This is a genomic window from Nocardia sp. CA-119907 (genome assembly GCF_050955995.1).
Classification (GTDB): Bacteria; Actinomycetota; Actinomycetes; order Mycobacteriales; family Mycobacteriaceae; genus Nocardia.
Map to the genome: position 1 here is coordinate 7,022,492 of NZ_CP192091.1, position 23,019 is coordinate 7,045,510.

Here is a 23,019-nt window from a genome sequence, read left to right on the forward strand (position 1 = left end):
GTCACCGGCCGCTCACCTCCACGACAATGCGCGCCAGCTCGTCGGCGGCATCGCGATGCCCGGCGCCTGCGGCGGACAGGCCCATCTGGATCAGCCGTGCGCGGTCGGTCAGCAGCGGTATCACCTCGTCGATCACGTATTTCGGGGTCAGCTCGGCATCGGGGACGATTCTGCCACCCCCCTGGCGGACGATCGGCCTGGCATTGAGTTCCTGCTCACCGTTGCCGTGTGGCAGCGGTACATAGAACGCGGGCAGGCCGACCGCCGACACCTCGGCAACGGTCATCGCGCCGGAACGGCAGACGACCGCGTCCGCGGCGGCATAGGCCAAGTCCATCCGGGAAACATACGGCACGGCGCGATAGCACGCCCCACCCTCACCCGATTCCCGCACTTCGAGGGTGTTCTTGGGGCCGTGCGCGTGCAGCACCGAAACACCCGCCGCGGCCAGCTCCGGTGCCGCGCCGGAGACCGCTTTGTTCAATGACACCGCGCCCTGGGATCCGCCGAAGACCAGCAGCACCGGCCCCTCGGCGGGCAGGCCGAAGTGCGCGCGGGCCTCGGCCCGCAGCGCGGCCCGATCCAGTGCGGTGATGGAGCCGCGCACCGGAATGCCGATGACCTCGGCGTTGGCGAGTCCGGAATCGGGTACGGCGGCAAGCACTCTGGTGGCGCGCCTGGCGCCGACCTTATTGGCGATGCCCGCCTTGGCATTCGCCTCGTGCACCACCACCGGCACCACGCGCCTGCGCCCCGATAAGCCTCGACCCGCCGCGAGGTAGGCGGGCAGCGCGACATAGCCGCCGAAGCCGACGATCACATCGGCCCCGACCTCATCGATGACAGCCCTGGTCCTGGCCACCGAGGCGCGCACCCGGCCGGGCAGGCGCAGCAGATCCGCGGTCGGCTTGCGCGGCAACGGAACCGGCGGGATCAACTCGAGCGGATAGCCGCGCTCGGGCACCAGTTTGGTCTCGAGTCCGCGTTCGGTGCCGAGTGCGGTGACCCGGATCGAATCGTCGAGTCGCTTCAGCGCGTCGGCGACGGCCAGCGCGGGCTCGATATGGCCCGCGGTGCCACCGCCAGCGACGATCACCGACAGTGGGTCACTCACCTGGATCTTCCCCGATCTCTCGCATGGTTTATCGGATAGCTCGGCTCCCACGCCCTGGTCGCCCGCAGGGAACTCGTCCCCCGGCTCTCCGGCGCGCGGCGCCGGCCCGGGTCGGCTTGCGGCCGTCGGCTCGGCGGCAGTGCCGCCCGCGCCCGCTCGGCCTTGGCCCGCTCGGCCCGTGCCCGTTGTTCGGCGGCCTTGGCCTTGGCCGCGGCCGTGCGCGCCCGCGCCGCGTCCGCCTTGGCCGGTGAGTACACCTCCGGCTTGGGCAGCCGCAGCAGTCGGCTGAATCGGCCGTCCTGTCCGGCCTGCAGCGCCGCGATCGCCTCGGGTTCATGTCTGGCCGCATTGGCGATGATGCCGAACATGAACAGCGTGATCGCCAGCGACGAGCCGCCCGCCGAGACCAGCGGCAGCTGCAGGCCGGTCACCGGGAGCAAGTTGACCACATAGCCGATATTGATCAGCGCCTGACCGGTTATCCAGGTCGTCGCGGTCGCGGTGAGCAGCCGCAGGAACGGATCGGCCGAGCGGCTGGCGATGCGCAGGCCGGTGTAGACGAACAGCGCGAACAGCCCCAAAACCAGTGCGCAGCCGAGGAAACCGAGTTCCTCGCCGATGATGGCGAAGATGAAGTCGTTGTGCGCGTTCGGCAGGTATTGCCATTTGGCCCGGCTCTGCCCGAGACCACGGCCCCAGATGCCGCCATCGGCCAGTGAGTACAACGCCTGGCGCGCTTGGTAATTGATGCCCTGCGGATCGTCGCCCGGATTGAAGAACGCGCGCATGCGGTCCGAGCGATAGCCTGCGGACAGCGCGAGTACACCCGCGGCGATGACGCCCGAGATCGCGATGGTGATGAACAGCCGCACCGGCAGCCCGCCGAACCACAGCAGCGCGGCAAGCACGATGCCGAGCGCGATCGTGGTCGACAGATTCGGCTCCAGCACGACGAGCAGGCACACCAGCAGACCGGCTGGTACCAGTGGCACCAGGATCTCCTTGAGGCTCGCCTGTTCGGAGCGGCGCGAGGCGAGCAGATGCGCACCCCACACCACCAGGGTCACCTTCACGATCTCCGAGGGCTGCACCGAGATCGGGCCGAGGAAGAACCAGCGCCGCGCGCCCTGCACCTGGGAGCCGATGCCCGGGATCAGGACCAGCACCAGCGCCAGCACCGAGATCGCGAACAGCGGAAACGACCACTGCCGCAGCCGTCGCAGCGAAATCCGCAGCGCCAGATAGAACAGCACCGCACCGATCGCGGCGAACATGGCCTGCTGGATGAACAGCGAATACGCCGAGCCACCATCGACATACGCCTCGACGCTCGACGCCGAGAGCACCATGACCAAGCCGAGCACGGTGAGCAGCGTCGCGATCGTGACGACGAGATGGAAGGACGCGAGCGGGCGCGCCAGCCAGGCGCCGAATTTGGTGGCCGCCAGCCGATTCCGCCGCGGTGTCCGATCGGCGGCGCTCCCGGATCCCTCCGTGGTCACGCTCGGCTGCCGTCTCCGCCGCGGGTTCTCGGTCATAGTTGCCGCCCGATGTCACCGTCTTCCAGGGCGGCCACCGCGGCGGCGAAGCTGCGCCCGCGGTGGGTGTAGTCGGTGAACATATCCAAGGAGGCCGCGGCCGGGGCCAGCAGCACGGTGTCGCCGCGCCGGGCGAGTCCGGCCGCAGCGCGAACGGCACGCGCCATGATGGCGTCGGCGCTCGCGGCCTCATCGATCCCAGCGTCACCCATGCCTGCATGGTCTCCCGCGCGGACCTCGATGACCGGGACCTCGGGCGCGTGTCGCGCCAATGCGGCCGCGATTACCGGCGCGTCGGCGCCGAGCAGCACGACGGCGCCGAGCCGGTCGGCGACCTCCTCGACCAGATCCTCGACCGAGGCGCCCTTCAATTGCCCACCGGCGATCCAGATCACCTGCGGGTGGCCCAGAATCGATGCGCGTGCGGCATGCGGGTTGGTGGCCTTGGAATCGTCGATGAATTCGACCCCGGCCAGCTCACGCACGAATGCGGCGCGATGCGGACCGACCTTGTGCTCGATGAGGCCTTCCCGCACGAACTGCGGTGCGATATCGATGGCCCTGGTCAGCGCCGCGGCCGCGAGCGCGTTGGCGACACCGGCGGGGCCCTTGGGGCTGATATCGCCGACTTCGGCGAGGATCGCGGCCTTGGTGAAGGCGCGGTCGAGCAGTTTGCCGTCCACGACACCGAGTTCGCCATCGGCGGGCACGCCGATCCGGAAGCCGACCGTCCGGCGCGCCTTACTGCGCCGGGCCAGCGAGGCGGCCACCGGATCATCGAGTCCGACAACGCCGACGCGGCCGTACAGTGCTCTGGACTTGGCGGCGGCATAGGCATCGAGGCCGCCGTGCCAATCCAGATGGTCCTCGGCCACATTCAGTACCACGCCGGCCTCGGGCCGCACCGAAGGCGCCCAATGCAATTGGAATGAGGACAGTTCGACCGCGAGCACCTGCGGACCGGGATTGCGCCGCAACGCGTCCAGGATCGGTAGCCCGATATTGCCGCAGGCGACACTGGCGATACCCGCCGCGCGCAGGATCGAATGCACCATCGCGGTGGTGGTGGTCTTGCCATTGGTGCCGGTCACCACCAGCCATTTGCGGACCGGACCGTAGATTCTGGCCTGATCGACCCACCAGGCGAATTCGACGTCGCCCCAGACCGGGGTGCCCTCGGTCACCGCCGCGGCGAGCACCGGTGAGTCCGGGCGCCACCCCGGACTGGTGATGACCAGCGCGAACCGGCTCCAGTCCGCGGATTCCAGTTCGGTACAGGTCGCGATGTCGAGGCCGAGCCCGGCCGCCTCGGCCAACGCGGCCGCGCCGCCGTCGGTGACCACCGGGTGCGCGCCGATATCGCGCAGCGGTTCGATCAGCGAGCGACCCGAGACGCCCCATCCGGCCACCAGAACCTCACGGCCGCGCAGGAATTCGAGCATGGGCCCCGGTGTTCGCAGGGCCCTCGGAGAATGTTCGACCATCGCTACTTCACCCGACCGCTGAGAGATATTCGCTATAGAACAGGCCGAGTCCGACCGCCGACGCCATGGCCGCCAGTAGCCAGAACCGGATGATCACCGTAGTCTCGGCCCATTTGCTGAGTTCGAAGTGATGATGGAACGGCGCCATCTTGAATAGCCGGTTGCGGGTTGTGCGGTACACCGCGACCTGCAGCACCACCGAGGCGGTCTCGGCGACGAACAGCGCGCCGATCACGACCATCAGCAATTCCGTTCGCGTGGTGATCGAGAGTCCCGCGAGCATGCCGCCCAGGGCCAGCGAACCGGTATCGCCCATGAAGATCTTGGCCGGTGCGGCATTCCACCACAGGAAGCCGACACACGCGGCGGCGGCCGAGGCACACACCAGCGCCAGATCCAGCGGATCGCGCACGTTGTAGCAGCCCGCCTCCGGAATCGTCGCGCAGGCATTGCGGTACTGCCAGAACGTGATGATCACGTAGGCGCCGAGCACCAGGCTCATCGAGCCCGCGGCCAGACCGTCCAGGCCGTCGGTCAGGTTCACCGCATTCGACCAGGCCACGACCAGCAGACAGACCCAGCACAGGAAGATGATCACGCCCATCGACACCGTGGGGATATCACGGACATAGGACAGGTGCTTACTCGCCGGAGTCAACCCGTTGCCGCCGCGGAACTGCAATGCGAGGATCCCGAAAAGGACCGCGGCGCTGATCTGACCGACGTACTTGCCTGCGGCCGACAGCCCCAGATTGCGCTGCTTGCGCAGTTTGATGAAGTCGTCGAGGAAGCCGACCACACCGAGTGCGGTGGTCAGCCCGAGCACCAGAATGCCCGATGCGGACGGCCCGTCGGCGTCATAGCCGATACCGATCAGATGTGAGCCGAGGTAGCCGGCCCACATGCCGACCAGGATGGCCACACCACCCATGGTCGGGGTGCCGCGCTTGGCCTGATGACTGGCCGGACCGTCGACCCGGATCTCCTGGCCGAAACCCTGCCTGGCGAAGATCCGTATCAACAGCGGCGTCAGCAGGATGGAGACCGCCAGCGCGATCCCCGCCGCGAACAGAATCTGCCTCATCCGAGAGCCTCCGTGCTACCCCTAGTTCCCGCACGCTCCGCGCCGGTCAGATGTTCGGCGACCTTCCAGAGGCCGACCGCCTTGGATGCTTTGACCAGCACCACATCACCCGACTCGACCTCACTGTCGAGCAGCGCGATGGCCGCGCCGATATCGGGCACGAGGATCGACTCCTCGCCCCACGAGCCTTCCATTACCGCACCCTGATGCATCGCGTGGGATGGCCTTCCGGTGCCGACCACGATCAGCCGGGAGACATCAAGACGCACCGCGAGGCGGCCGATCCGGTCGTGTTCGATAACGGATTCCTCGCCCAGTTCACCCATTTCGCCGAGCACGGCCCAGCTGCGGCGCGGGGTGTCACCCGCGCGGGACATGCTCACCAGGGCCTTCAAGGCGGCGCGCACCGAATCCGGATTGGCGTTATAGGAGTCGTTGACCACGGTGATGCCGTCGGCGGTGGTCCGCACATCCATGCGGCGTGCCGATGCGGCGTGCGCACCGGACAGTGCCCGCGCGACGGTCTCGAGGTCGGCGCCGCATTCGAGCGCGACCGCGGCCGCGGCCAGTGCGTTGCCGACCTGGTGTTCGCCGTGTACGGCCAATTGCACCGCAATGCTGCCCTTGCCGGTGTGCAGCGTGAAACCCGCGCGGGCCTCGGCGTCCAGTTGGACGTCGGTGGCCCGGATCTCGGCGTTCGTCGCCTGCCCGACCGTCACCACACGGGCATTCGTGCGCGCGGCCATCGCGGCCACCTGCGGATCGTCGGCATTGAGCACAGCGAGTCCGTTCGGCGGCAGCGCCTCGACGAGTTCGCCCTTGGTCTGCGCAATGGCCTCGCGGCTGCCGAATTCGCCGAGATGGGCGGTGCCGACATTGAGCACAACGCCGATCTTCGGCGGTGCGACCCGCGCGAGCGCGGCGATATGTCCCGGGCCGCGTGCGGACAGTTCCAGCACCAGGAAGCGGGTGTCGGCATCGGCGCGCAGCGCGGTCCACGGGTGACCGAGTTCATTGTTGAACGATCCGGGTGGGGCGACGACCGGGCCCAGCGGCGCGAGCACGGCCGCGAGCAGATCCTTGGTCGAGGTCTTGCCCGAGGAGCCGGTGACCCCGACCACGGTGAGTCCGCCGGCGGCCGTGTCCGATCGGCCGCCCTCGGCGGCGGAAAGACGTTCGACACTCACCCGGGCGAGCGTAGCGAGCGCGGCCAGCACCGCGGCCCCCGACCCATCCGAATCACCAGCCAGCGCAACGGATTTCGCGGGCACAGTACCCGGACTCGGGGTCACCACGATGGCCGGCACGCCCACCGGACGAGCCGCGAGCACCGCGACCGCACCGGCATCGATCGCCGTCTTCGCGTAGTCGTGGCCGTCGGCGTGCTCGCCGGGCAGGGCCAGGAACAGATCACCGGAACCGATTCGGCGCGAATCGAATTCGACCGAACCCGTTACCGTCACCTCCGGGTCGGGGGCATCGTGCAGCGTGCCGCCGACGACCGCCGCGATCTCCCGCAGTGTCATCTCGATCATGAAACCGTCAAGTCCTCCGCGTCCGACCCCTGCGGACTCTGCTCAGTGTTGCCGTCCTGCGTCGGCTGGTCGCCACGCAGGCCCCGCTCCCGTCGTTCCAATGCCGCCGCGAGCACCTCGCGGTCGTCGAACGGATGCTTCACACCCTGGATCTCCTGCCCTGCCTCATGGCCCTTGCCCGCCACCAGCACCACATCACCGGGACGAGCCCAGTCGACGGCGGCCGCGATGGCCGCGGCCCGGTCCCCGATTTCGCGCACCTCGCCGCGTTCGGCCTGCGCAACCGCGAGCGCGCCCGCACGCAATGCGGCACGGATCGCCGCCGGATCCTCGGTGCGCGGATTGTCATCGGTGATGATCAGCAGATCGGCGCCACGCGCACCGGCGGCACCCATCAGCGCTCGCTTGCCCGCATCCCGGTCACCACCCGCACCGACGACCACGGCCAACCGACCGCCGGTATCCGCGGTGAGATGCTCGCGCAGCGTGGCGATCACCGACTCCACCGCGGCGGGTTTGTGCGCGTAGTCGACGATCGCCAGGAAATCCTGCCCCCGCTCGACCCGCTGCATCCGGCCCGGCACGTCGACGGTGGCCAGGGCGGGCGCCGCGACGGCGGGATCGGCTCCCGCGGCCGCGCACACCGCGACCGCCAGCAGTCCGTTGGCGATGTTGTACCGGCCCGGAAGTCGCAGGCGCACATCGACATTCGTCTCGGGTCCGGCGGCGCTGAACTCCTGCTCGCCGCCGTGCGCGGATACCTCGCCGGTGAGCTGCCAGGTGCCGGATCCGATGGTGGATACGGTGATCGGGTCGGCGAGGTCGGCGGCCAGGCGCTGCCCCCACTCATCGTCGACGCAGATGACAGCGGTGCGCGCGGCGACCGGCGACGCCGGTTCGAAAAGCCTGCGCTTGGCGGCGAAGTAGTCCTCGAAGTCGGCGTGGAAGTCCAGATGGTCCTGCGAGAGATTGGTGAACGCGCCCACCGTGAAGCGCACCCCGTCCACCCGGCCCAGCGCGAGCGCGTGGCTGGAGACCTCCATCACCACCGCGTCCACACCCTGCTCGACCATCAGCGCGAATATCGCGTGCAGCTGCGGCGCCTCGGGCGTGGTCAACGCGCTCGGCACCCGGCGGCCGCCGATTCTGGTCTCGATGGTGCCGATCAGCGCGGTGGACAGGCCAGCGGCCGCCAATCCGGCCTCCACCAGATATGCGGTGGTGGTCTTGCCGGAGGTACCGGTAATGCCGACGATGCGCAGCCGCTGCGACGGATTGCCGTAGAGCGCGCCCGACAGCTCGCCGAGCACCGACCTCGGCTGCTCGCGGACCAGCACCGGTACATCGATGTCACCGATCAGTTCGGCACCCGCCGGGTCGGTGAACACCGCGACCGCGCCCCGCTCGACGGCGTCGCGCGCGAACCGGGCCCCGTGCGACTGCGCGCCGGGCAGCGCGGCGAACAGATCACCCGGCAGCACCGCGTTCGAGCGCTGCTCGATGCCGGTGACCTGGATCTGCGTGAGATCCGCGCGCGATGAGCTGGCACCGGTCAGTGCCAGCACGGTGGACAACGACGTCGACCTCGGGTTGGTCGGCCGGAGCGCGTGCTGGCTGGACTGGGCGGGCACAAGGCTCCTCTCGGGAATCGGCACGGATCGGACTGAGTTGATCAATGGGAAGACAGGGAACGTCGAGTCAGGTTACCGACGTCGGCGCACGGCCGGACAACGTGGCTCCAATCTTATGAAGCCTGCAGAACGAATCGTCGGGAAGGCTCGGGCGAGGGCGGGATCCGGTCACGCTGCAACGCCCAGGAGGCGATGTTGTGGAACAGGGGTGCCACCGACCCGCCGCCACTGCCGTCGGAGCTGCGAATCGGTGCGTCGAGCATCAGGCCGATGACGTAGCGCGGATTGTCCGCGGGCGCCATACCGGCGAAGGTGATGTAGAACGACGACGTCGAGTAGCAGCGGCAGCTCGGGTCCACCTTCTGCGCGGTGCCGGTCTTACCCGCCACCTGATAGCCATCGATCGCCGCCGGCGCGCCGGTGCCCATCTGCACACCCATCGGATCGCGCTGCACGACCGCCTGGAACATGGTGCGCAGCGTCGCCGCGGTGTGCTCGCTGACCACCCGCACCCCCTCGGGCTGCGGCTCCTCGGTGCGGGTGCCGTCCGGCGCGGTCTTGGCCTTGACGATGCGCGGCGGAATCCGCACGCCGCCATTGGCGATGGCCTGGTACATCCCGGTCATCTGCAGGGTGGTCATCGAAAGGCCCTGTCCGATGGGCAGATTCGCGAAGGTGCCGCCGGACCACTGGTCGCGCGCCGGTACCTGCCCCGGGCTCTCGCCCGGCAGCCCGACACCGGTGCGCTGACCGAGACCGAACCGGTTGACCATATCCGCGAACCGGTCCTCACCGACCCGCTGCGCCAGCATCAGCGTGCCGACATTGGAGGACTTACCGAATATGCCGGTGGTGGTATACGACGCGGTGGTGTGCTCCCAGGCGTCGTGCACGGTGGCCCCCGCCATCTGGATCTCACCCGGAACCTGCAGCACCTCATCCGGGTTGGTCAATCCGTATTCGATGGCCGCGGCCGCGGTCACGATCTTGTTGACCGAGCCGGGTTCGAACGGATCCTGCACCGAGGGGTTCTGCATCTCGGCATTGCCCCAATGCTGGGATCCCAGTGCGGGGTTGAAAGTGTTGTCGTTCGACATCGCCAGCACCTGACCGGTCTTCGCGTCGAGTACGACGGCCGAGGCGGCATTCGCACCGGACATCTCCTTGGCCTGCTGGACCTGCTGCTGGACGTAGTACTGCAGATCCGAATCCAGGGTCAACTCGACGCCGTAGCCGTTCACCGCGGGCTGCTTATCGCGCCAGCTGCCGGGGATGACCGCGCCATCGGATCCGCGGTCGTAGGTGTGCGAGCCGTCGGTGCCCGCCAGCAGCGAGTCCAGTGACGATTCCAACCCCATCTGGCCGTGTCCGTCCCAGCCGGTGGTGCCGAGCACATTGGCGGCCAGTGATCCGCCCGGATATTCGCGCACATCCTGGCGTTCGGCGCCCACTTCGGGATAGAGCACGGTGATATCGGAGGCGATGCGCGGATCGACATTGCGGGCGAGATAGACGAACGGGGTATCGCTCTTCATCTTGTCGAGCAGCGCGGATTCGGCGGGCGCGTCCTTGCCGAGTCTGTCGTGGATGGTCTTGGCGATGGCCTTCAGTCGCTCCTCCGGATCCGGTGCCTTGGCCGATTTGGCCTTCGCGTCGGCGAGTTGCTTGCGCACCACCACCGGCTGGAAGTTCAGGGCCTGCGCGCTCAGCGTGAAGGCGAGGGACTTGCCATTGCGGTCGGTGATCGGGCCGCGAGTGGCCGTATCGATCTTGCGGGTGGTGCGCTGGTCGGCCGCCTGCCCGGACAGGCTCGGCGCGGAAATACTCTGCACCCAGAGCAATTGGAGTGCCACGACCGCCAACGCGACCAGCATGATCACCCGACCGACACCGAGGCGCAGGCGCAGCGGCCGGTCGACCGTGGCCGTCCGTGGTCTGGCCGCACCGGTCGCCCGCGATGATCCCGCCGTGGACGCCGCGGGCCCGCGGCGCTGGCGCGACGCGGGCCGGGTCTGGCGCATGCTCACCTAGCGCCCCCGTCCGGGGCGAGTGGTTCGGGTTGCACCGCTTCCGCCTGAGGTGCCACCGGCTGCGGCGTTTCCACCGGGGCCTGCGCGAGCGGACTCGGCGTCGGCAGTGCACTCGCCGGTGTCGGACTCGGCTGCGGACTCCCCTGTACGGCAACGCTATTCGCTTGACCGGCGTTCGCGGGCTGACCGGCGTTCGCGGGCTGACCGGCGTTCGCGGGCTGACCGGCGCTCGGCTGGGCGGTCGGCGGCGGCGTGATCGTCACCGGAATAACTCGCTCGCCGCGCGCCTGCGCGTTATTTACCGGCGTGGTGGTGGGCGCGCTCGGCGAGGGGTTCAGCGGCGGCACCGGCGCGCCCTGGGCGGGCGTCGGCTTGCCGATCACCGTCACGCCGCCGTCCGCTCCGACCACCAAGCGGGCCGGATCCTTGGCCGGGATCATGCCGAGTTCGCGGGCCCGCGCGGCGAGTTCGGGCGCGGAATCGGCGGCCTCCACCTCCCGCTGCAGTGCCGCCCGTTCGTCGGCCAGCTTGCGGTTGGTCGCCCTGGCGTCGCCGAGCTGATAGCTGTCCTCCGCCGAGCGGGTGGTGAGCAGCAGGGTGAGCGCGAGACCGCAGCCGAGCATCGCAATGATGGCCGCCACGAACGGAATTCGCGCGGCCATCGCCGAGGCGCGCTGCTTCGGCAGGTCCTGGTGCTCCCCCGAGTGTTCCGCACGCATTCGGCGCTTGGCGTAGGCGCGTTGTGCGGCACCCGATTTCACCCGCTCCGCGGCCTGAACCCGGCGGGCGATCCGGCCCGGCGCCTCGGCGGTACGCGTGCGCACGCTCATGCTGTCCCCTCCTCGATTCGCTCCGCCGCGCGCATGCGCACGGGAGCCGCCCTCGGGTTCTCTTCGATCTCTTGTTCCGTCGCCTTCTCGGCCCCGCGGGTCAGCAACCTGAATTCCGGTCCCATACCGGGCAATTCGACCGGCAGGTCGACCGGCGTCCGTGACGTGGTGCGCGCCGACAACTCCTGTTTGACCACCCGATCCTCGAGCGACTGATACGACATGATCACGATCCGGCCGCCGACCCGCAGCGAGTCGAGCGCGGCGGGCAATGCGGCCCGCAGCGAATCCAATTCGCCGTTGACCTCCACCCGCAGCGCCTGGAAGGTCCGCTTGGCCGGATGACCGCCGGTCCGCCTGGTCGCGGCCGGAATTGTCGCGTAGAGCAATTCGACGAGTTCAGCACTGGTGGTGAACGGCTTCTGCTGCCGACGGCGCACCACCTCGGCGGCGATCTTGCCCGCGAAGCGTTCCTCGCCATAGGTTTTCAGTACGCGCGCCAAATCGCCGTGGCTGTAGGTATTGAGCACATCCGCGGCGGTGATGCCGGTGGTCGGGTCCATCCGCATATCCAGCGGCGCGTCGACGGAGTAGGCGAATCCGCGCTCGGCCTCGTCGAGCTGCATCGAGGAGACACCGAGATCCATCAGGATGGCGCTCACCGAACCGGTGGTCGGCAGTCCGGCCTGCGTCAGCGCGGCGGCGATTCCGTCATATCGGATGTGCACCAAGGTGATTCGATCCGCGAACGGGGCCAGTCGTGCCCCCGCCAGCGCCAGCGCGTGGGTGTCACGGTCGAGTCCGATGAGACGAATGTTCGGATACGTCCGTAGGAAATGTTCGGCGTGGCCACCCAAACCCAGTGTCGCGTCTACATAGACGGCACCGGGTTCGGACAAAGCCGGGCCGAGCAACGCGTCGGCCCGCTGGAGCAGAACCGGAACATGGCGAGGGCCGTCCTGTTCACGGTTCACCTCGTCCTCCCGGAATCGTGCCTCGCGTCGTCGCGCACCGAGCGGTGCCAATGGGTCACTCGTTACGCCCGCTCACGGGTCGCCTTGTTAGACAGCTGCTTTGGAAAATACGAATGCCGCGTGGTCTCTGACCGGAGCCTCGGCACCTGGCGTCGGGGAAGTACGTCAGGGTCCGCGCGTCCGGGCAGAGGCCGCGTGGCACTCGTTCGCTCAGGGCTAGAAGATGCCGCCCAGCGACTCGTCTCTCGCTTCGGCGTAGTCCTCCTCGTGCTCGGCGAGGTAGGACTCCCACGCCTGCTTATCCCATATTTCGAGGAAGTCGACCGATCCGATCACCACGCAGTCCCGCGAAAGGTTCGCGTAGCGACGATGATCGGCCGACAACACGATCCGGCCTTGGGCGTCCGGACGCTGTTCATCCGTTCCGGCCGCGAGTGCCCGGACGAACGCGCGCGCCTGCGGATTACTTCGAGACGCCGCCGCGGCTCGCCTAGCGAGCGCGGTGAACTCTTCCTTGGGATATACGGCAAGGCTGTGGTCCTGACCCTTCGTGACCATCAACCCTCCCGCCAGATCGTCTCGAAACTTCGCAGGCAACGTCAGTCGCCCCTTGTCATCCAACCGAGGTGTGTAGGTACCGAGAAACATCCCGCTACCTCCTGGATGAACCCCGCCGCGCGGGGAGCACGATCACCTCGGATGTATGCCCTTCCTCTAGTGCGCGCTCCACATTACCCCACTTTCCCCCACTTTCAATCGAAACTCAGGGTGATCTGGCTCCCCGCGTCGTCGATTGCGCAGGTCATCCCAGCTATCACGGTGGTGGAGAACTTTTTCCGTGTTCTGGCGACACGCGCCACACGGCGAGACGATCGCCCGACAACAACCAGCAAACGCCCTGGTGCACCCCATTTCGGCCGATCATGGACCACCGCACGGGCGGATGGTGGGGCATGGTGGGGGAAGATCGTGGGGCGTTGTGGGGAACCGCCCGCGGGGATCATCCAGCAGCCGGGTGGCTCACGCATGAGAACGCGCCGCCGCACCTTTTCGGTGCGGCGGCGCGTTCGATATGTAGATGTCGGCTACGAGCGCGCTACTCCTGATCGAAGCGGCGCCGGAACCGATCCTCCATGCGTTCGGAGAAACCACCGGACTTGCGCTGTCGCCCACGTCCGCTCGATCCGCCGCTCGCGCCACCGGATTGGGCATTGCCCGACCGGTCGCCCTTGGCGATGCCCTTGGAGCTGCCGAGCAGCAACAGCACGCCTGCGGCGAACATCACGATGAATCCGATCAGGCTGATGATCGGAAAGTCGCCGAGCTTCACCGGAGCGGCGATCCCAGCGACCAGTAGAAACAGACCAAGGACGAACAGGGCCGCGGCCTGGAGTCTGCGGCGACTCGAGGTCGAGCGAAGGCGTCCGCCGCGGACGGACGACGCGAACTTCGGATCCTCAGCATAGAGCGCGCTCTCGATCTGTTCGAGCATGCGCTGCTCGTGCTCGGAGAGTGGCACGGTACCTCCCCCGGCACTAGGACGTGGCTGTCGCCTCCGGGTAGGCGACAGATAGCCAAGGTCGGCTATCTGCCACCAATGATACGAGTTCGATCAGTGCCGTACCACCTACTCGCCGATAACTAAGCGGTCATACCGCCCGACCACCCCGGCGCGGGACGCAAACGAGCACCGGTGTTCAGCAGATCTTCGACGTCGTGCAGGAATGCGCCCACCCGCGAATAGAACTCGTCGGCCTGCTGATCATCGATATTGCGATCCAACCCAGCCTCCAGCGCCGCCCTGATCTCCGAACGGGCACTGAAGTAGTCGGCCCACATGACGAATTCGGGCGCGGCGCGCTGCAGCAGCACCCAGGCGTTGCGCGAGCGCGCCCGCGGCGCGGCGTCCGCCCCGGTATACGCGAGCACCGCACCGGCACCGCGCAATGCGGCGAGATACGCGGTCCGAAAACGTTCGCGCGGGTCGCGCTCCCCCGCCGCCTGCATCAGGAGGCCGTCCGCCCGCTGCAGCAGCTTGCCCGCCTTGCCGGGTTGCCCCCGGTGTTCGATCCGACCAGACATCAGCCGTCCCTCCGAGTTCGTTCAGAGTCGTTCAACGCCGCTCACCTGGCCTATCGTGGGGCGCGAACGCCGAGTTCCCAGCACCGCGCGGATCGAACAGGTATTCGAACGTTTGAATTGAGATTGAATATAGGGACACCCACCGACAACTTTCCGCGGACCGACGAGAGCCATGACCGCCGTCAAGCCCAAACACACCCCCGCCAACGCACCCGTCGTCATCGATCTCCCGATCACGGCGCTACGCTCCCGGCTGCACGATGCGCTGGCGGTGTACGTCGCGGCGATGCAATATCCGCACGGCACCGAACACCATCGCGCGCCGATGTGGACCGAACACACCACCCGGCCCGGCTGGCAGGCCGTCGCCGCCGTCGTCCCCGATGATTCCGGGCAGATCGACCTGCGGACCGCGCCGCTCGTGGCCATCGCCTACGGCTATCACGGCGCCGCCCACCAGTGGTGGCATCAGCAGGTGCACAGCGGAATGCGGCGCTCGGGCTGGCCGGAACACTCTACGCGCGAACTGCTTTCGGACTATTTCGAATTGACCGAACTGCATGTGCACCCCTCGGCGCAGGGCCGGGGCATCGGCGGTGCGCTGCTGACGCGACTGCTCGCGAATCGCACCGAGAGCGCGGTGCTGCTGTCCACACCGGAGGTGGAGCGCGAGGCCAATCGCGCCTGGCGGCTGTATCGGCGACTCGGATTCACCGATGTGATCCGGAATTTCGTCTTCGCGGGAGATACCAGACCGTTCGCGATCCTCGGGCGGCGGCTGCCGCTGTGACTGTCGTGGTGGTCGGCTCGGGCCACAACGCACTCGTCGCCGCGTGCTATCTGGCCCGCGCCGGTGAGCAGGTGACGGTGCTCGAACGCGACGAGGTGCTCGGCGGCGCGGTATCGACGGTCGAACGCTTTCCCGGCCATCTGGTCGATCGCGGCTCGTCGGCGCACATCATGGTGCGCCATACCGGGATCATCGAGGAATTGCGGCTGTCGCGCTTCGGGCTGCGCTATATCGACTGTGATCCCTGGGGTTTCACGCCCGCCGGACCGGATGGCGGCGCGCCGATCGTATTTCATCGCGATCTCGATCGCACCTGCGCGGGAATCGCGGAGGTCTGCGGTGCGCGGGACGCGGCGGCGTATCGGCGCTTCGTCGAGATCTGGGGGCCGCGCTCGGCGCGGGTGATGCGCGCGTTCGGCGGCACGCCGACGCCGGGCAGGCTGCTGCGCTCGTTCTGGGGGCTCGACGCGCGCGATGGCGGGAGTGCGCTGTCGCGGGAGTTCCTGCAGACCGGGGATGCACTGCTGGACGCCTATTTCGACGACGAGCGGCTCAAGGCGTCGCTGGCCTGGTTCGGGGCGCAGTCCGGGCCGCCGATGTCGGAACCGGGGACCGCGCCGATGGTCGGATTCGCCGCGCTGATGCATACACTGCCGCCGGGCCGGGCCGTGGGCGGAAGTGGGGCGCTGACAGCGGCATTGGTCGCACGGTTGCGTGCCGACGGTGGCGTGGTGTCGATCGGCGATGCGGTCACGGCCCTGCGCCAGGTCGGTACGGGTTGGCGGGTTTCGACCGCCTCGGGCCGAAATCTGGACGCGGATACCGTAATCGCGGGCACGCACGTGCTGACCACGCTGGATCTGCTGCGGGACGGCGGATTCGACGGTGCGGTGCTCGACGATTGGCAACGGCGGATCCGGGTCGGTCCCGGCATCGGCATGGTGGTGCGACTCGCGACCAGCGCGCTGCCGCGCTACCCCGGATGCTCGACCGCCGAATCCGCCAACGGCCTGCAGTTTCTCGTATCGGATCGGCGGCAGCTGCGCCGGGCGCACGGTGCGGCGTCGGCGGGGGATCTGCCGCCGCGCCCGGTGGTACTCGCGATGAGCTTCAGCGCGCTGGACCCGAGCATCGCCCCCGCCGGTGAACATCAGCTCTCGCTCTGGGCGCAGTGGCACCCCTACGAGCTGGCCGACGGGAGCGACTGGGCCGCGCACGCCGAGCCGGAGGCCGATCGGATTATCGCCGAAGTCGATTCCTATGCGCCGGGTTTCGCGGCGAGTGTGCTGCGGCGGCACGTGCAGACGCCCGTCGATCTGGAGCGCGAGCTGGGGCTGCGCGGCGGGAATGTGATGCACGTGGAGATGTCCCTGGATCAGATGATGCTGTGGCGGCCGCTGCCGGAATTGTCCGGGCAGCGGGTGCCAGGGGCGCCGGGGTTGTATCTGACCGGGGCCTCGACGCATCCGGGTGGTGGGGTGTCCGGAGCCAGTGGGCGCAGTGCGGCGCGGTTGGTGCTGCATGATCGACGCCGTAACCGGTTTCCCTTGCTGCGCAGGCGATGACCGAGCCCAGCGCACCGGAGCCGATCGAGCACCCCGAAGTGCAGGTGCCCGGCCCGGCGAATTCGGAGATCACCCACCGGGTGTCCGGCGCGGATTCTGGTGTGCGCCGCTTCGATGAGAGCCGACCCAGTGCGCTCCGGATTCCGCGTTTGCGGGCGTCCGCGCAATGGACGCCACGATTGCTTGTGCCTGCGGGTTTCGCGGTGCTGCTGGTGCTCGTGCAGATCGGTTATCCGCTGTCCTCGGGCGTCGCTCGCGATCGGGTGACCGTTGTGGTTGTACTGCTTTCAGCGGGGACGGCATTGGTGCACGCGGCGGCGACGCGCGGGTTTCGGTATGCCGCGGGATTTCTGGTGATCGTCTCCGGGCTCGGACTGCTCGCCGAGATCATCGGTACCGCAACGGGATTCCCATTCGGCTGCTATGACTATGCCGACGGCAGGTTGGGGCCAGCGGTGGCAGGGGTGCCGCTGGTGGTCGCGCTGGCCTGGACGGGCGGGCTGTACCCGGTGTGGGTCGTGGCCGGACTGCTGACCAGCCGGACGGCCGGGCGGATTGCGCTGACGGCGGTCGGCGCGGTGGGTTGGGATCTGTTCCTGGATCCGCAGATGGTGGCGGATGGTCAGTGGAGTTGGTGTGCCACCGGTTGGGGTTTGCCCGGACTCGATGCGATTCCGTATACGAACTATCTGGGTTGGTTCGCGGTGGCGCTGGTGATGGCGGGGCTACTGACCGCGTTGGCTCGCGTGGCGGGGACGCGCACTGTGGGGGTGCGAGAGGCCGGCACAGGGCGCTGGTTTCCGATTCCGACCGAGGCGCTGGTGCCGGTAGTGGTATTTCTGTGGACGTGGCTCGGCTCGACGCTCGCGCATGCGGTGTTCCTCGATCTGCCGTATTCGGCATGGTACGGATGTGTCGGGCTGGGAGTGCTCGGTGTGCCGCTGCTGGTGCGGTTGATCAGGGCTCGGGGGAATGAAACGGTGCGGACGCCATCGGCCGGAAGCTTCGGCCGACCCGCGTTCCGCCCGTCGCGTGGCAATCGGGGGCGTGGGCCTGGCACGATGTGAGCCGTGCAGCCGAGTCCTCTCACCGCGATCCCCGATGCCCCGGTTCTACGTTCACCCCGGCCCGGGGTGCGGGTAGCGGCGGCAGTACTGCTGGCCGCAATGCTGGTGCCCATGCTCGCGGGCTGCCTACGGGTGCAGGTTTCGATGGGTGTGTCGTCCAATGACCGGGTCTCCGGTCGGATCGTGGCCGCGGTCGTGCCCGCGGACGCCAATGACAAGGGCCCGCAGCTGAAGGCGCCCGACTCGCTGGCCGCCAAGGTGCGGGTCGAGCCGTACAGCCAGGACGGCTATGTCGGCAGCAAGGTGTTCTTCGAGGATCTGTCCTTCGGTGAGGTCGGCCAGCTCGGCGGACTCTCCGATCAGACCCAGGGCATGTTCAATCTGTCGTTCCAACGCACCGGCGACCTGGTCAGCCTCAACGGCCGGGTCGACCTGAAATCCGTTCCGCCGCACGGCTCGGACGTGCAGTTCACGGTGGCCTTCCCGGCCCGCGTCGCCAAAACCAATGGCAACCGCGAGGACGACTCCACCGTCTCCTGGAAACTGCCGGCCGGCGATGTCTCCACGCTGCGCGCCGAAGTCAGCTACGCCGATCCGAATACCCGCTCCTTCGCGGGCTGGGCCGGCATCGTCGGCGGCATCACCCTCGCCGTCGCGGCGATTGTCGCCGCCATCGCCTACATGAACCGAAACCCCGCACCTCCCGGCGCCCCCGAATTCAGTTTCTCCATGAGCAGCCTCTGGCGTTCGCTCGTACGCCGCTGAATTCCCACCTCGCACCCCAATTGTTTCGATGCGGAACGCCGACACCCGTCGATGCCGAGCGCCACGGCGGCACGATTGTGACCGTGACGAGCGCACACGGGGCGAGATTCATGACGCCGCCGGACGCGTGGATCGCGTCGATACGAAACGCGAGTACGTGGCGCGCGCATAATCGGCCCGACGACGGCGTCATTCGACGCGCCGGGGAGGCGATGCCGTGACGGAAGCGAAGACGCTGCGGCAGGGCTTGGCGGTCGCGACGCCGTATGGTGCGGCAATCGCGCTGATCGGTTGTGGGATCGCGCTGTTCAATCGGGTGACGGTGCGCACGCTGCCGATTGTGCCGACGCCGGTTCTCGAACCCGTGACGATCTGTATTCCGGCGCGCGACGAGGCGCGGCGGCTGCCCGAGCTGATCGATGATCTGCGGGGTCAGGTGGGGGTGCCACGGCTGCGGGTGCTGATTCTCGACGACGCGTCCAGCGACGGGACCGAAGCGGCGGCCGCGGAGGCGATCGCGGGTGATCGGCGATTCACGGTGATTCGATCCGAGGCCGAACCCGCACCGGGGTGGACCGGGAAGGCCGCGGCCTGTGCCCGGCTGGCCGAGCGGGCGGATGCGGCGGTGCTGATCTTCCTCGATGCCGATGTGCGGGTGGCCCCGCGCGCGATCGCCGCGGCGGTCGCCGAATTGCGGCGGAGTCGGGCCGCATTGTTATCGCCCTGGCCGTATCAGGTTGCCGAATCGGTTGCCGAAGCGCTGGTACAGCCGCTGCTGTGCTGGTCGTGGGCGGCGAGCCTGCCGATCGGGATCGCCAATCGGAGCCGCAGACCATCGACAGCGGTCGCCTGCGGCCAATTCCTCGTTTTCGATGCCACCGCCTATTTCGCCATCGGCGGTCACGCGGCGGTGGCCGCCAGCCCCACCGAGGATCTGGATATCGCTCGCGCCCTGCGCCGTTCCGGTCGCCGCACCGCGGTGGTCACGGCGGGTCGCGCCGCGCGCACCCGCATGTACCGGGACGCGACCGAACTCGAGGCGGGCTATACCCGCTGGCTGTGGTCGGCCTACGGCGGCACGACCGCCGGCGGCGCGGCCGTGGGAGCCATTGCGGCACTGGCCTATTGGATACCGCCGCTGGCCGCCGTCGCCGGTCGCGGCCGGCTGCGGGCCACCGGTCTCCTCGGCTACACCGCCGCGGTCACCAGTCGCCTACTCGCCCGCTCATTGGAAAGCGGCGCCCTTACCCGCGCCGATATCCTTGCCGCCCTGGCACACCCGGTCTCCATCGCCGCCTATCTCCGCCTGTGGTCCCGCTCGCGCCGAGCCCATCGCGCGAACACCCTGACCTGGAAATCCCGCCACCTCGACACCACCCACTGATCAAGATCAGGCCGAATCCATGGCGGTAATGCCCGACAGAGACCCCGCCATCAGTTCCACCGGATCCTGATCAACCCCGGAACCAGGCAGCCGCATGCCCGAAATCAGCTGACGCCACATCCGGGCCAGGGTCCAGCGGCGCGGCCTGGCGACCTCGGATGTTCGCCGGGCTCAGCGCACCGAGGTGATGCCGACGGTCGGCAGGAAGAAGCAGGGCTTGCCGGCGTTGTCGACGGTGCCGAACACCGCGGCCAGGACGGTGCCGGAACCGGTGTCGACGGGGACGGCGCGGATGCCGCCGGTGGGGAATGTGGCGAAGAAGTTCTCGAAGGCGCGTTCGGCGAGTGGTCGTATTTCGGCGGGGATTTCGGCGGGCACCATGGTTCGGACGACGTCGGAGAGCGGGCCCATGGCGGTGACGCCGCTGCGGCCATTGGCCAGATTCAGCCAGGCGACGTTCATGCCGGAGACGTTCGTGCTGTCGGTGGCTACGCCGTAGGGCATGAAGGTGAACAGGGTTTGGCCCGTCTTGACCGCGGAAAGGTCCAGTCCAGGAATGGCCACGGTGGTCTTGGGCCACGGCCCCGGGACAGCACCCGCGACGGCGGGGACCAGGCCGAGGGAGTTGCCGCTGGAGCAGAACGCCGCGGCCGCCGGGTACAGGAACGGGTCGATGCCCACAGCGCGCAGCGCCTCGACAGTGGCTTGGTAAGCACCGAACGCATCTCCGGGTGCGGCTTGGACGGACGGCGGGGTCGCCGCCGGGATTGCGGGTCCGGGTATCGGCGCCGGTACCGCGGCGGCGAGGCCGGGGGCGGCCAGCGTCAGCGCAGCCGCACCGGTCGCGATGGCGGTAAGCGTGGTCAGACGGCGCAGCAGGGTCACGTGAACCTCCTCATCGTCGGGCACGAATGAGGTCAGAGAGTACTCCAGCAAACCAACAGAACCGGGCTGATTTCGACCGGCAACGCCGTCGCGTCGCGCAACCCACCCGACCGTCACGATGGCACGCGGGGTACCCCCTCCAGGCGAAATACGCCGGAGGGACTACACCCGAAGCCTCGCGATCCACCGCACGACCCGGTCGATAATCCCTGTTCACAACCGTTCGGACAAGATCTGCGCTCACGCTGATTCGTACCCTTGTGCCGGACTTCGCCTGCTTCGCATGATATTTCGGCTAGACCGACCGACCCGTGCTCGGCGTCGGACACACCATCCAGAGCGACCGAGAGACCTGGCTCGTCGACGTCGCAGCAACCCCCCGGTCACCGGGTGCGGGTGCTTCCGCCGGGAACGATGGAGGAACCGAAATCATGAGCGCGTCCGTCGCATCCGATGCCCTCTCGGATGTTCCGATACCGGGTGCCCACACACCCGATGCCACGGCATCGGGTGCACCCGGCACTGCCGTAACCACCACCGGCGCACCGCCGATCGCCAGGACCTGGCATCCGTGGCGCTGGGTGATCAGCGCCGTCGCGCTGGTACTGCTCGCGCAGTTCGTCCATGGACTGGTCACCAATCCGGGCTGGGATTGGTCGACCTTCGCCAAGTACTTCACCGCGAAGTCGGTGCTATCGGCGCTGAAGGTCACCCTGGAGCTGACCCTGTGGGGTACGGCACTCGGATTCCTGATCGGCACCGCACTGGCAATCGCCCGGTTGTCGAATAATCCGGTGCTGCGGGTGATCTCGTGGGTCTATATCTGGGCGTTCCGCTCGATTCCGCTGATCGTGCAACTGCTGTTCTGGTTCAACATCGCCTACCTCTACAAAACGCTGTCGCTCGGCATCCCGTTCGGTCCTGGATTTCTCACCTTCGAGGTGAACGGGGTGATCAGCGGGTTCACCGCGGCGGTCATCGGCCTCGCATTGCATCAGGCCGCGTATTCGGCCGAGATCATCCGGGCCGGCTTCATCTCCGTCGATCCCGGACAGCTGGAAGCCGCCGCCGCGCTCGGGATTCCGCGGCTGCGACAGTTCCGCACCGTCATCGTCCCGCAGGCGATGCGCTCGATCCTGCCGAATGCGACCAATGAGGTGATCAGCCTGTTCAAGGGCACCTCGATCGTCTCGGTAATGGCGATCGCGGAACTCTTCTACCAGGTCCAGGTGATCTACGGACGCAATGGCCGGGTGGTGCCGCTGCTCATGGTCGCGACGGTCTGGTACATCGTGCTGACCACGATTCTCTCGGTGGCGCAGTACTACATCGAACGGCACTACGCCAAGGGCGCGCACCGCACACCGCCACCGACTCCGATCCAGCAGGTGTGGCACAAGCTGCGTGAAATCGCCGAAAGCGGTTCCGCCGCACCGCGCGGAGCCACCCGATGAGCGCGCCGGTCACCGAGACGATCGACACCAGCGTCGACCGGGCCGCCGCGGTAGCGGTTCGCGGCGTACGAAAGTCCTACGGCACCACCGAAGTTCTGCGCGGCATCGATCTGACGGTTCGGGCGGGTGAGGTGGTCACCGTGATCGGCCCGTCCGGCTCCGGCAAGTCGACGCTGCTGCGGGTGATCAACCATCTGGAGTCGCTGGACGCGGGCACCGTGCACATCGACGGCGAGCTGATCGGATATCGACTGCGCCGCAATAGGTTGCACGCGCTGTCGGATCGCGAGGTGCGCAAACAGCGTTCGCATATCGGCTTCGTCTTCCAGCAGTTCAACCTGTTCCCGCATCTGACGGTGCTCGACAATGTCACGCTCGCACCGATTTCCGCACAGGGCCGCCCGCGCCGGGAAGTCGAGCGCGAGGCCGAGCAACTGCTGGACCGTGTCGGCATCGGCGAACTGGCCGACGCCTATCCGCGTCGGCTGTCCGGCGGACAGCAGCAGCGGGTGGCCATTGCCCGGGCGTTGGCGCTGCGACCGCCGGTGATCCTGTTCGACGAACCGACCTCGGCACTGGATCCGGAACTCGTCGGCGAAGTCCTCGACGTGATCCGCGATCTCGCCGACGGCGGCACCGCGCTGGTGATCGTCACCCACGAAATCGGTTTCGCCCGTGAGGTGGCCGACACCGTCGTCTTCCTCGACGGCGGCGTGATCGTCGAACAGGGCCCGCCCGCCGCCGTACTCGATAACCCCCAGCACCCGCGCACCCGCGCATTTCTGTCCCGAGTCCGCTGAGCGCGGT

At 68.1% G+C, this 23,019-nt stretch carries 20 protein-coding genes and 1 riboswitch; of the genes, 7 read left to right on the plus strand and 13 right to left on the minus strand.

What is annotated here, in order from left to right; all coding sequences use genetic code 11:
• Nucleotide 1: 1 nt before the first annotated feature.
• From murG to ACQP2D_RS31405, 12 genes are all read right to left on the minus strand, one after another.
• Nucleotides 2-1,120: an undecaprenyldiphospho-muramoylpentapeptide beta-N-acetylglucosaminyltransferase gene (murG, locus tag ACQP2D_RS31350; protein ID WP_433685818.1), complete on the minus strand. Its 1,119-nt coding sequence runs from the start codon at nt 1,118-1,120 to the stop codon at nt 2-4.
• On the minus strand, nt 1,111-2,652 hold the full coding sequence (ftsW, locus tag ACQP2D_RS31355; protein ID WP_433679521.1) for a putative lipid II flippase FtsW: 1,542 nt from the start codon (nt 2,650-2,652) through the stop codon (nt 1,111-1,113). Before ftsW ends, murG begins: the two co-directional genes overlap by 10 nt.
• Nucleotides 2,649-4,094: a UDP-N-acetylmuramoyl-L-alanine--D-glutamate ligase gene (murD, locus tag ACQP2D_RS31360; RefSeq protein ID WP_433679522.1), complete on the minus strand. Its 1,446-nt coding sequence runs from the start codon at nt 4,092-4,094 to the stop codon at nt 2,649-2,651. Before murD ends, ftsW begins: the two co-directional genes overlap by 4 nt.
• A 49-nt stretch (nt 4,095-4,143) precedes the next feature.
• Nucleotides 4,144-5,220 carry a phospho-N-acetylmuramoyl-pentapeptide-transferase gene (gene mraY, locus ACQP2D_RS31365; protein ID WP_433679523.1) on the minus strand — a complete coding sequence of 359 codons (1,077 nt, stop codon included), beginning with the start codon at nt 5,218-5,220 and terminating at the stop codon, nt 4,144-4,146.
• Nucleotides 5,217-6,755, minus strand: a complete 1,539-nt coding sequence (locus ACQP2D_RS31370; RefSeq protein WP_433679524.1) for a UDP-N-acetylmuramoyl-tripeptide--D-alanyl-D-alanine ligase — start codon at nt 6,753-6,755, stop codon at nt 5,217-5,219. Before ACQP2D_RS31370 ends, mraY begins: the two co-directional genes overlap by 4 nt.
• Entirely contained in the window at nt 6,752-8,410 is a 1,659-nt protein-coding gene (locus ACQP2D_RS31375) for a UDP-N-acetylmuramoyl-L-alanyl-D-glutamate--2,6-diaminopimelate ligase (RefSeq protein ID WP_433679525.1), read from the minus strand. Before ACQP2D_RS31375 ends, ACQP2D_RS31370 begins: the two co-directional genes overlap by 4 nt.
• An 89-nt stretch (nt 8,411-8,499) precedes the next feature.
• Nucleotides 8,500-10,407, minus strand: a complete 1,908-nt coding sequence (locus ACQP2D_RS31380; protein ID WP_433685819.1) for a peptidoglycan D,D-transpeptidase FtsI family protein — start codon at nt 10,405-10,407, stop codon at nt 8,500-8,502.
• Between the two features lie 2 nt (nt 10,408-10,409).
• Nucleotides 10,410-11,246: a hypothetical protein gene (locus ACQP2D_RS31385; RefSeq protein WP_433679526.1), complete on the minus strand. Its 837-nt coding sequence runs from the start codon at nt 11,244-11,246 to the stop codon at nt 10,410-10,412.
• Nucleotides 11,243-12,220: a 16S rRNA (cytosine(1402)-N(4))-methyltransferase RsmH gene (gene rsmH, locus ACQP2D_RS31390; protein ID WP_433679527.1), complete on the minus strand. Its 978-nt coding sequence runs from the start codon at nt 12,218-12,220 to the stop codon at nt 11,243-11,245. The genes ACQP2D_RS31385 and rsmH overlap by 4 nt, the downstream gene beginning before the upstream one ends.
• A gap of 216 nt (nt 12,221-12,436) precedes the next feature.
• Nucleotides 12,437-12,868: a division/cell wall cluster transcriptional repressor MraZ gene (gene mraZ, locus ACQP2D_RS31395; protein ID WP_330253784.1), complete on the minus strand. Its 432-nt coding sequence runs from the start codon at nt 12,866-12,868 to the stop codon at nt 12,437-12,439.
• Nucleotides 12,869-13,316: 448 nt separating this feature from the next.
• Nucleotides 13,317-13,739 (minus strand): DUF3040 domain-containing protein, encoded by a 423-nt coding sequence (locus tag ACQP2D_RS31400; protein WP_354958034.1) that lies wholly within the window; start codon nt 13,737-13,739, stop codon nt 13,317-13,319.
• A gap of 122 nt (nt 13,740-13,861) precedes the next feature.
• Entirely contained in the window at nt 13,862-14,302 is a 441-nt protein-coding gene (locus tag ACQP2D_RS31405) for an SAV_6107 family HEPN domain-containing protein (protein ID WP_433679528.1), read from the minus strand.
• 172 nt (nt 14,303-14,474) lie between these two features.
• Here ACQP2D_RS31405 and ACQP2D_RS31410 point away from each other — a divergent pair, with 172 nt between their 5' ends.
• The 5 genes from ACQP2D_RS31410 to ACQP2D_RS31430 all read left to right on the plus strand — a co-directional run bounded on the left by ACQP2D_RS31410 (nt 14,475) and on the right by ACQP2D_RS31430 (nt 19,873).
• Complete coding sequence (locus ACQP2D_RS31410; protein WP_433679529.1) at nt 14,475-15,092, plus strand: GNAT family N-acetyltransferase; 618 nt, start codon at nt 14,475-14,477, stop codon at nt 15,090-15,092.
• Nucleotides 15,089-16,657: a phytoene desaturase family protein gene (locus ACQP2D_RS31415; RefSeq protein WP_433679530.1), complete on the plus strand. Its 1,569-nt coding sequence runs from the start codon at nt 15,089-15,091 to the stop codon at nt 16,655-16,657. The genes ACQP2D_RS31410 and ACQP2D_RS31415 overlap by 4 nt, the downstream gene beginning before the upstream one ends.
• The gene (locus ACQP2D_RS31420; RefSeq protein WP_433679531.1) at nt 16,654-17,724 is read left to right on the plus strand and encodes a carotenoid biosynthesis protein; all 1,071 of its coding nucleotides are present in this window, start codon (nt 16,654-16,656) and stop codon (nt 17,722-17,724) included. The genes ACQP2D_RS31415 and ACQP2D_RS31420 overlap by 4 nt, the downstream gene beginning before the upstream one ends.
• Before the next feature lie 99 nt (nt 17,725-17,823).
• Nucleotides 17,824-18,489, plus strand: coding sequence for an LppM family (lipo)protein (locus ACQP2D_RS31425; protein WP_433685820.1), 666 nt, complete (start codon nt 17,824-17,826; stop codon nt 18,487-18,489).
• A 217-nt stretch (nt 18,490-18,706) separates the two neighbouring features.
• Nucleotides 18,707-19,873 (plus strand): glycosyltransferase, encoded by a 1,167-nt coding sequence (locus ACQP2D_RS31430; protein ID WP_433679532.1) that lies wholly within the window; start codon nt 18,707-18,709, stop codon nt 19,871-19,873.
• A 171-nt stretch (nt 19,874-20,044) separates the two neighbouring features.
• Here ACQP2D_RS31430 and ACQP2D_RS31435 read toward each other — a convergent pair whose 3' ends face one another.
• Entirely contained in the window at nt 20,045-20,758 is a 714-nt protein-coding gene (locus ACQP2D_RS31435) for a hypothetical protein (protein ID WP_433679533.1), read from the minus strand.
• Between the two features lie 327 nt (nt 20,759-21,085).
• A riboswitch (SAM riboswitch) is annotated at nt 21,086-21,179 on the plus strand.
• A 10-nt stretch (nt 21,180-21,189) separates the two neighbouring features.
• Between ACQP2D_RS31435 and ACQP2D_RS31440 the strand changes: the two genes are divergently transcribed.
• Nucleotides 21,190-22,212: an amino acid ABC transporter permease gene (locus ACQP2D_RS31440; RefSeq protein WP_433679534.1), complete on the plus strand. Its 1,023-nt coding sequence runs from the start codon at nt 21,190-21,192 to the stop codon at nt 22,210-22,212.
• Nucleotides 22,209-23,012, plus strand: a complete 804-nt coding sequence (locus ACQP2D_RS31445) for an amino acid ABC transporter ATP-binding protein (RefSeq protein ID WP_433679535.1) — start codon at nt 22,209-22,211, stop codon at nt 23,010-23,012. The genes ACQP2D_RS31440 and ACQP2D_RS31445 overlap by 4 nt, the downstream gene beginning before the upstream one ends.
• Nucleotides 23,013-23,019 lie beyond the last annotated feature (7 nt).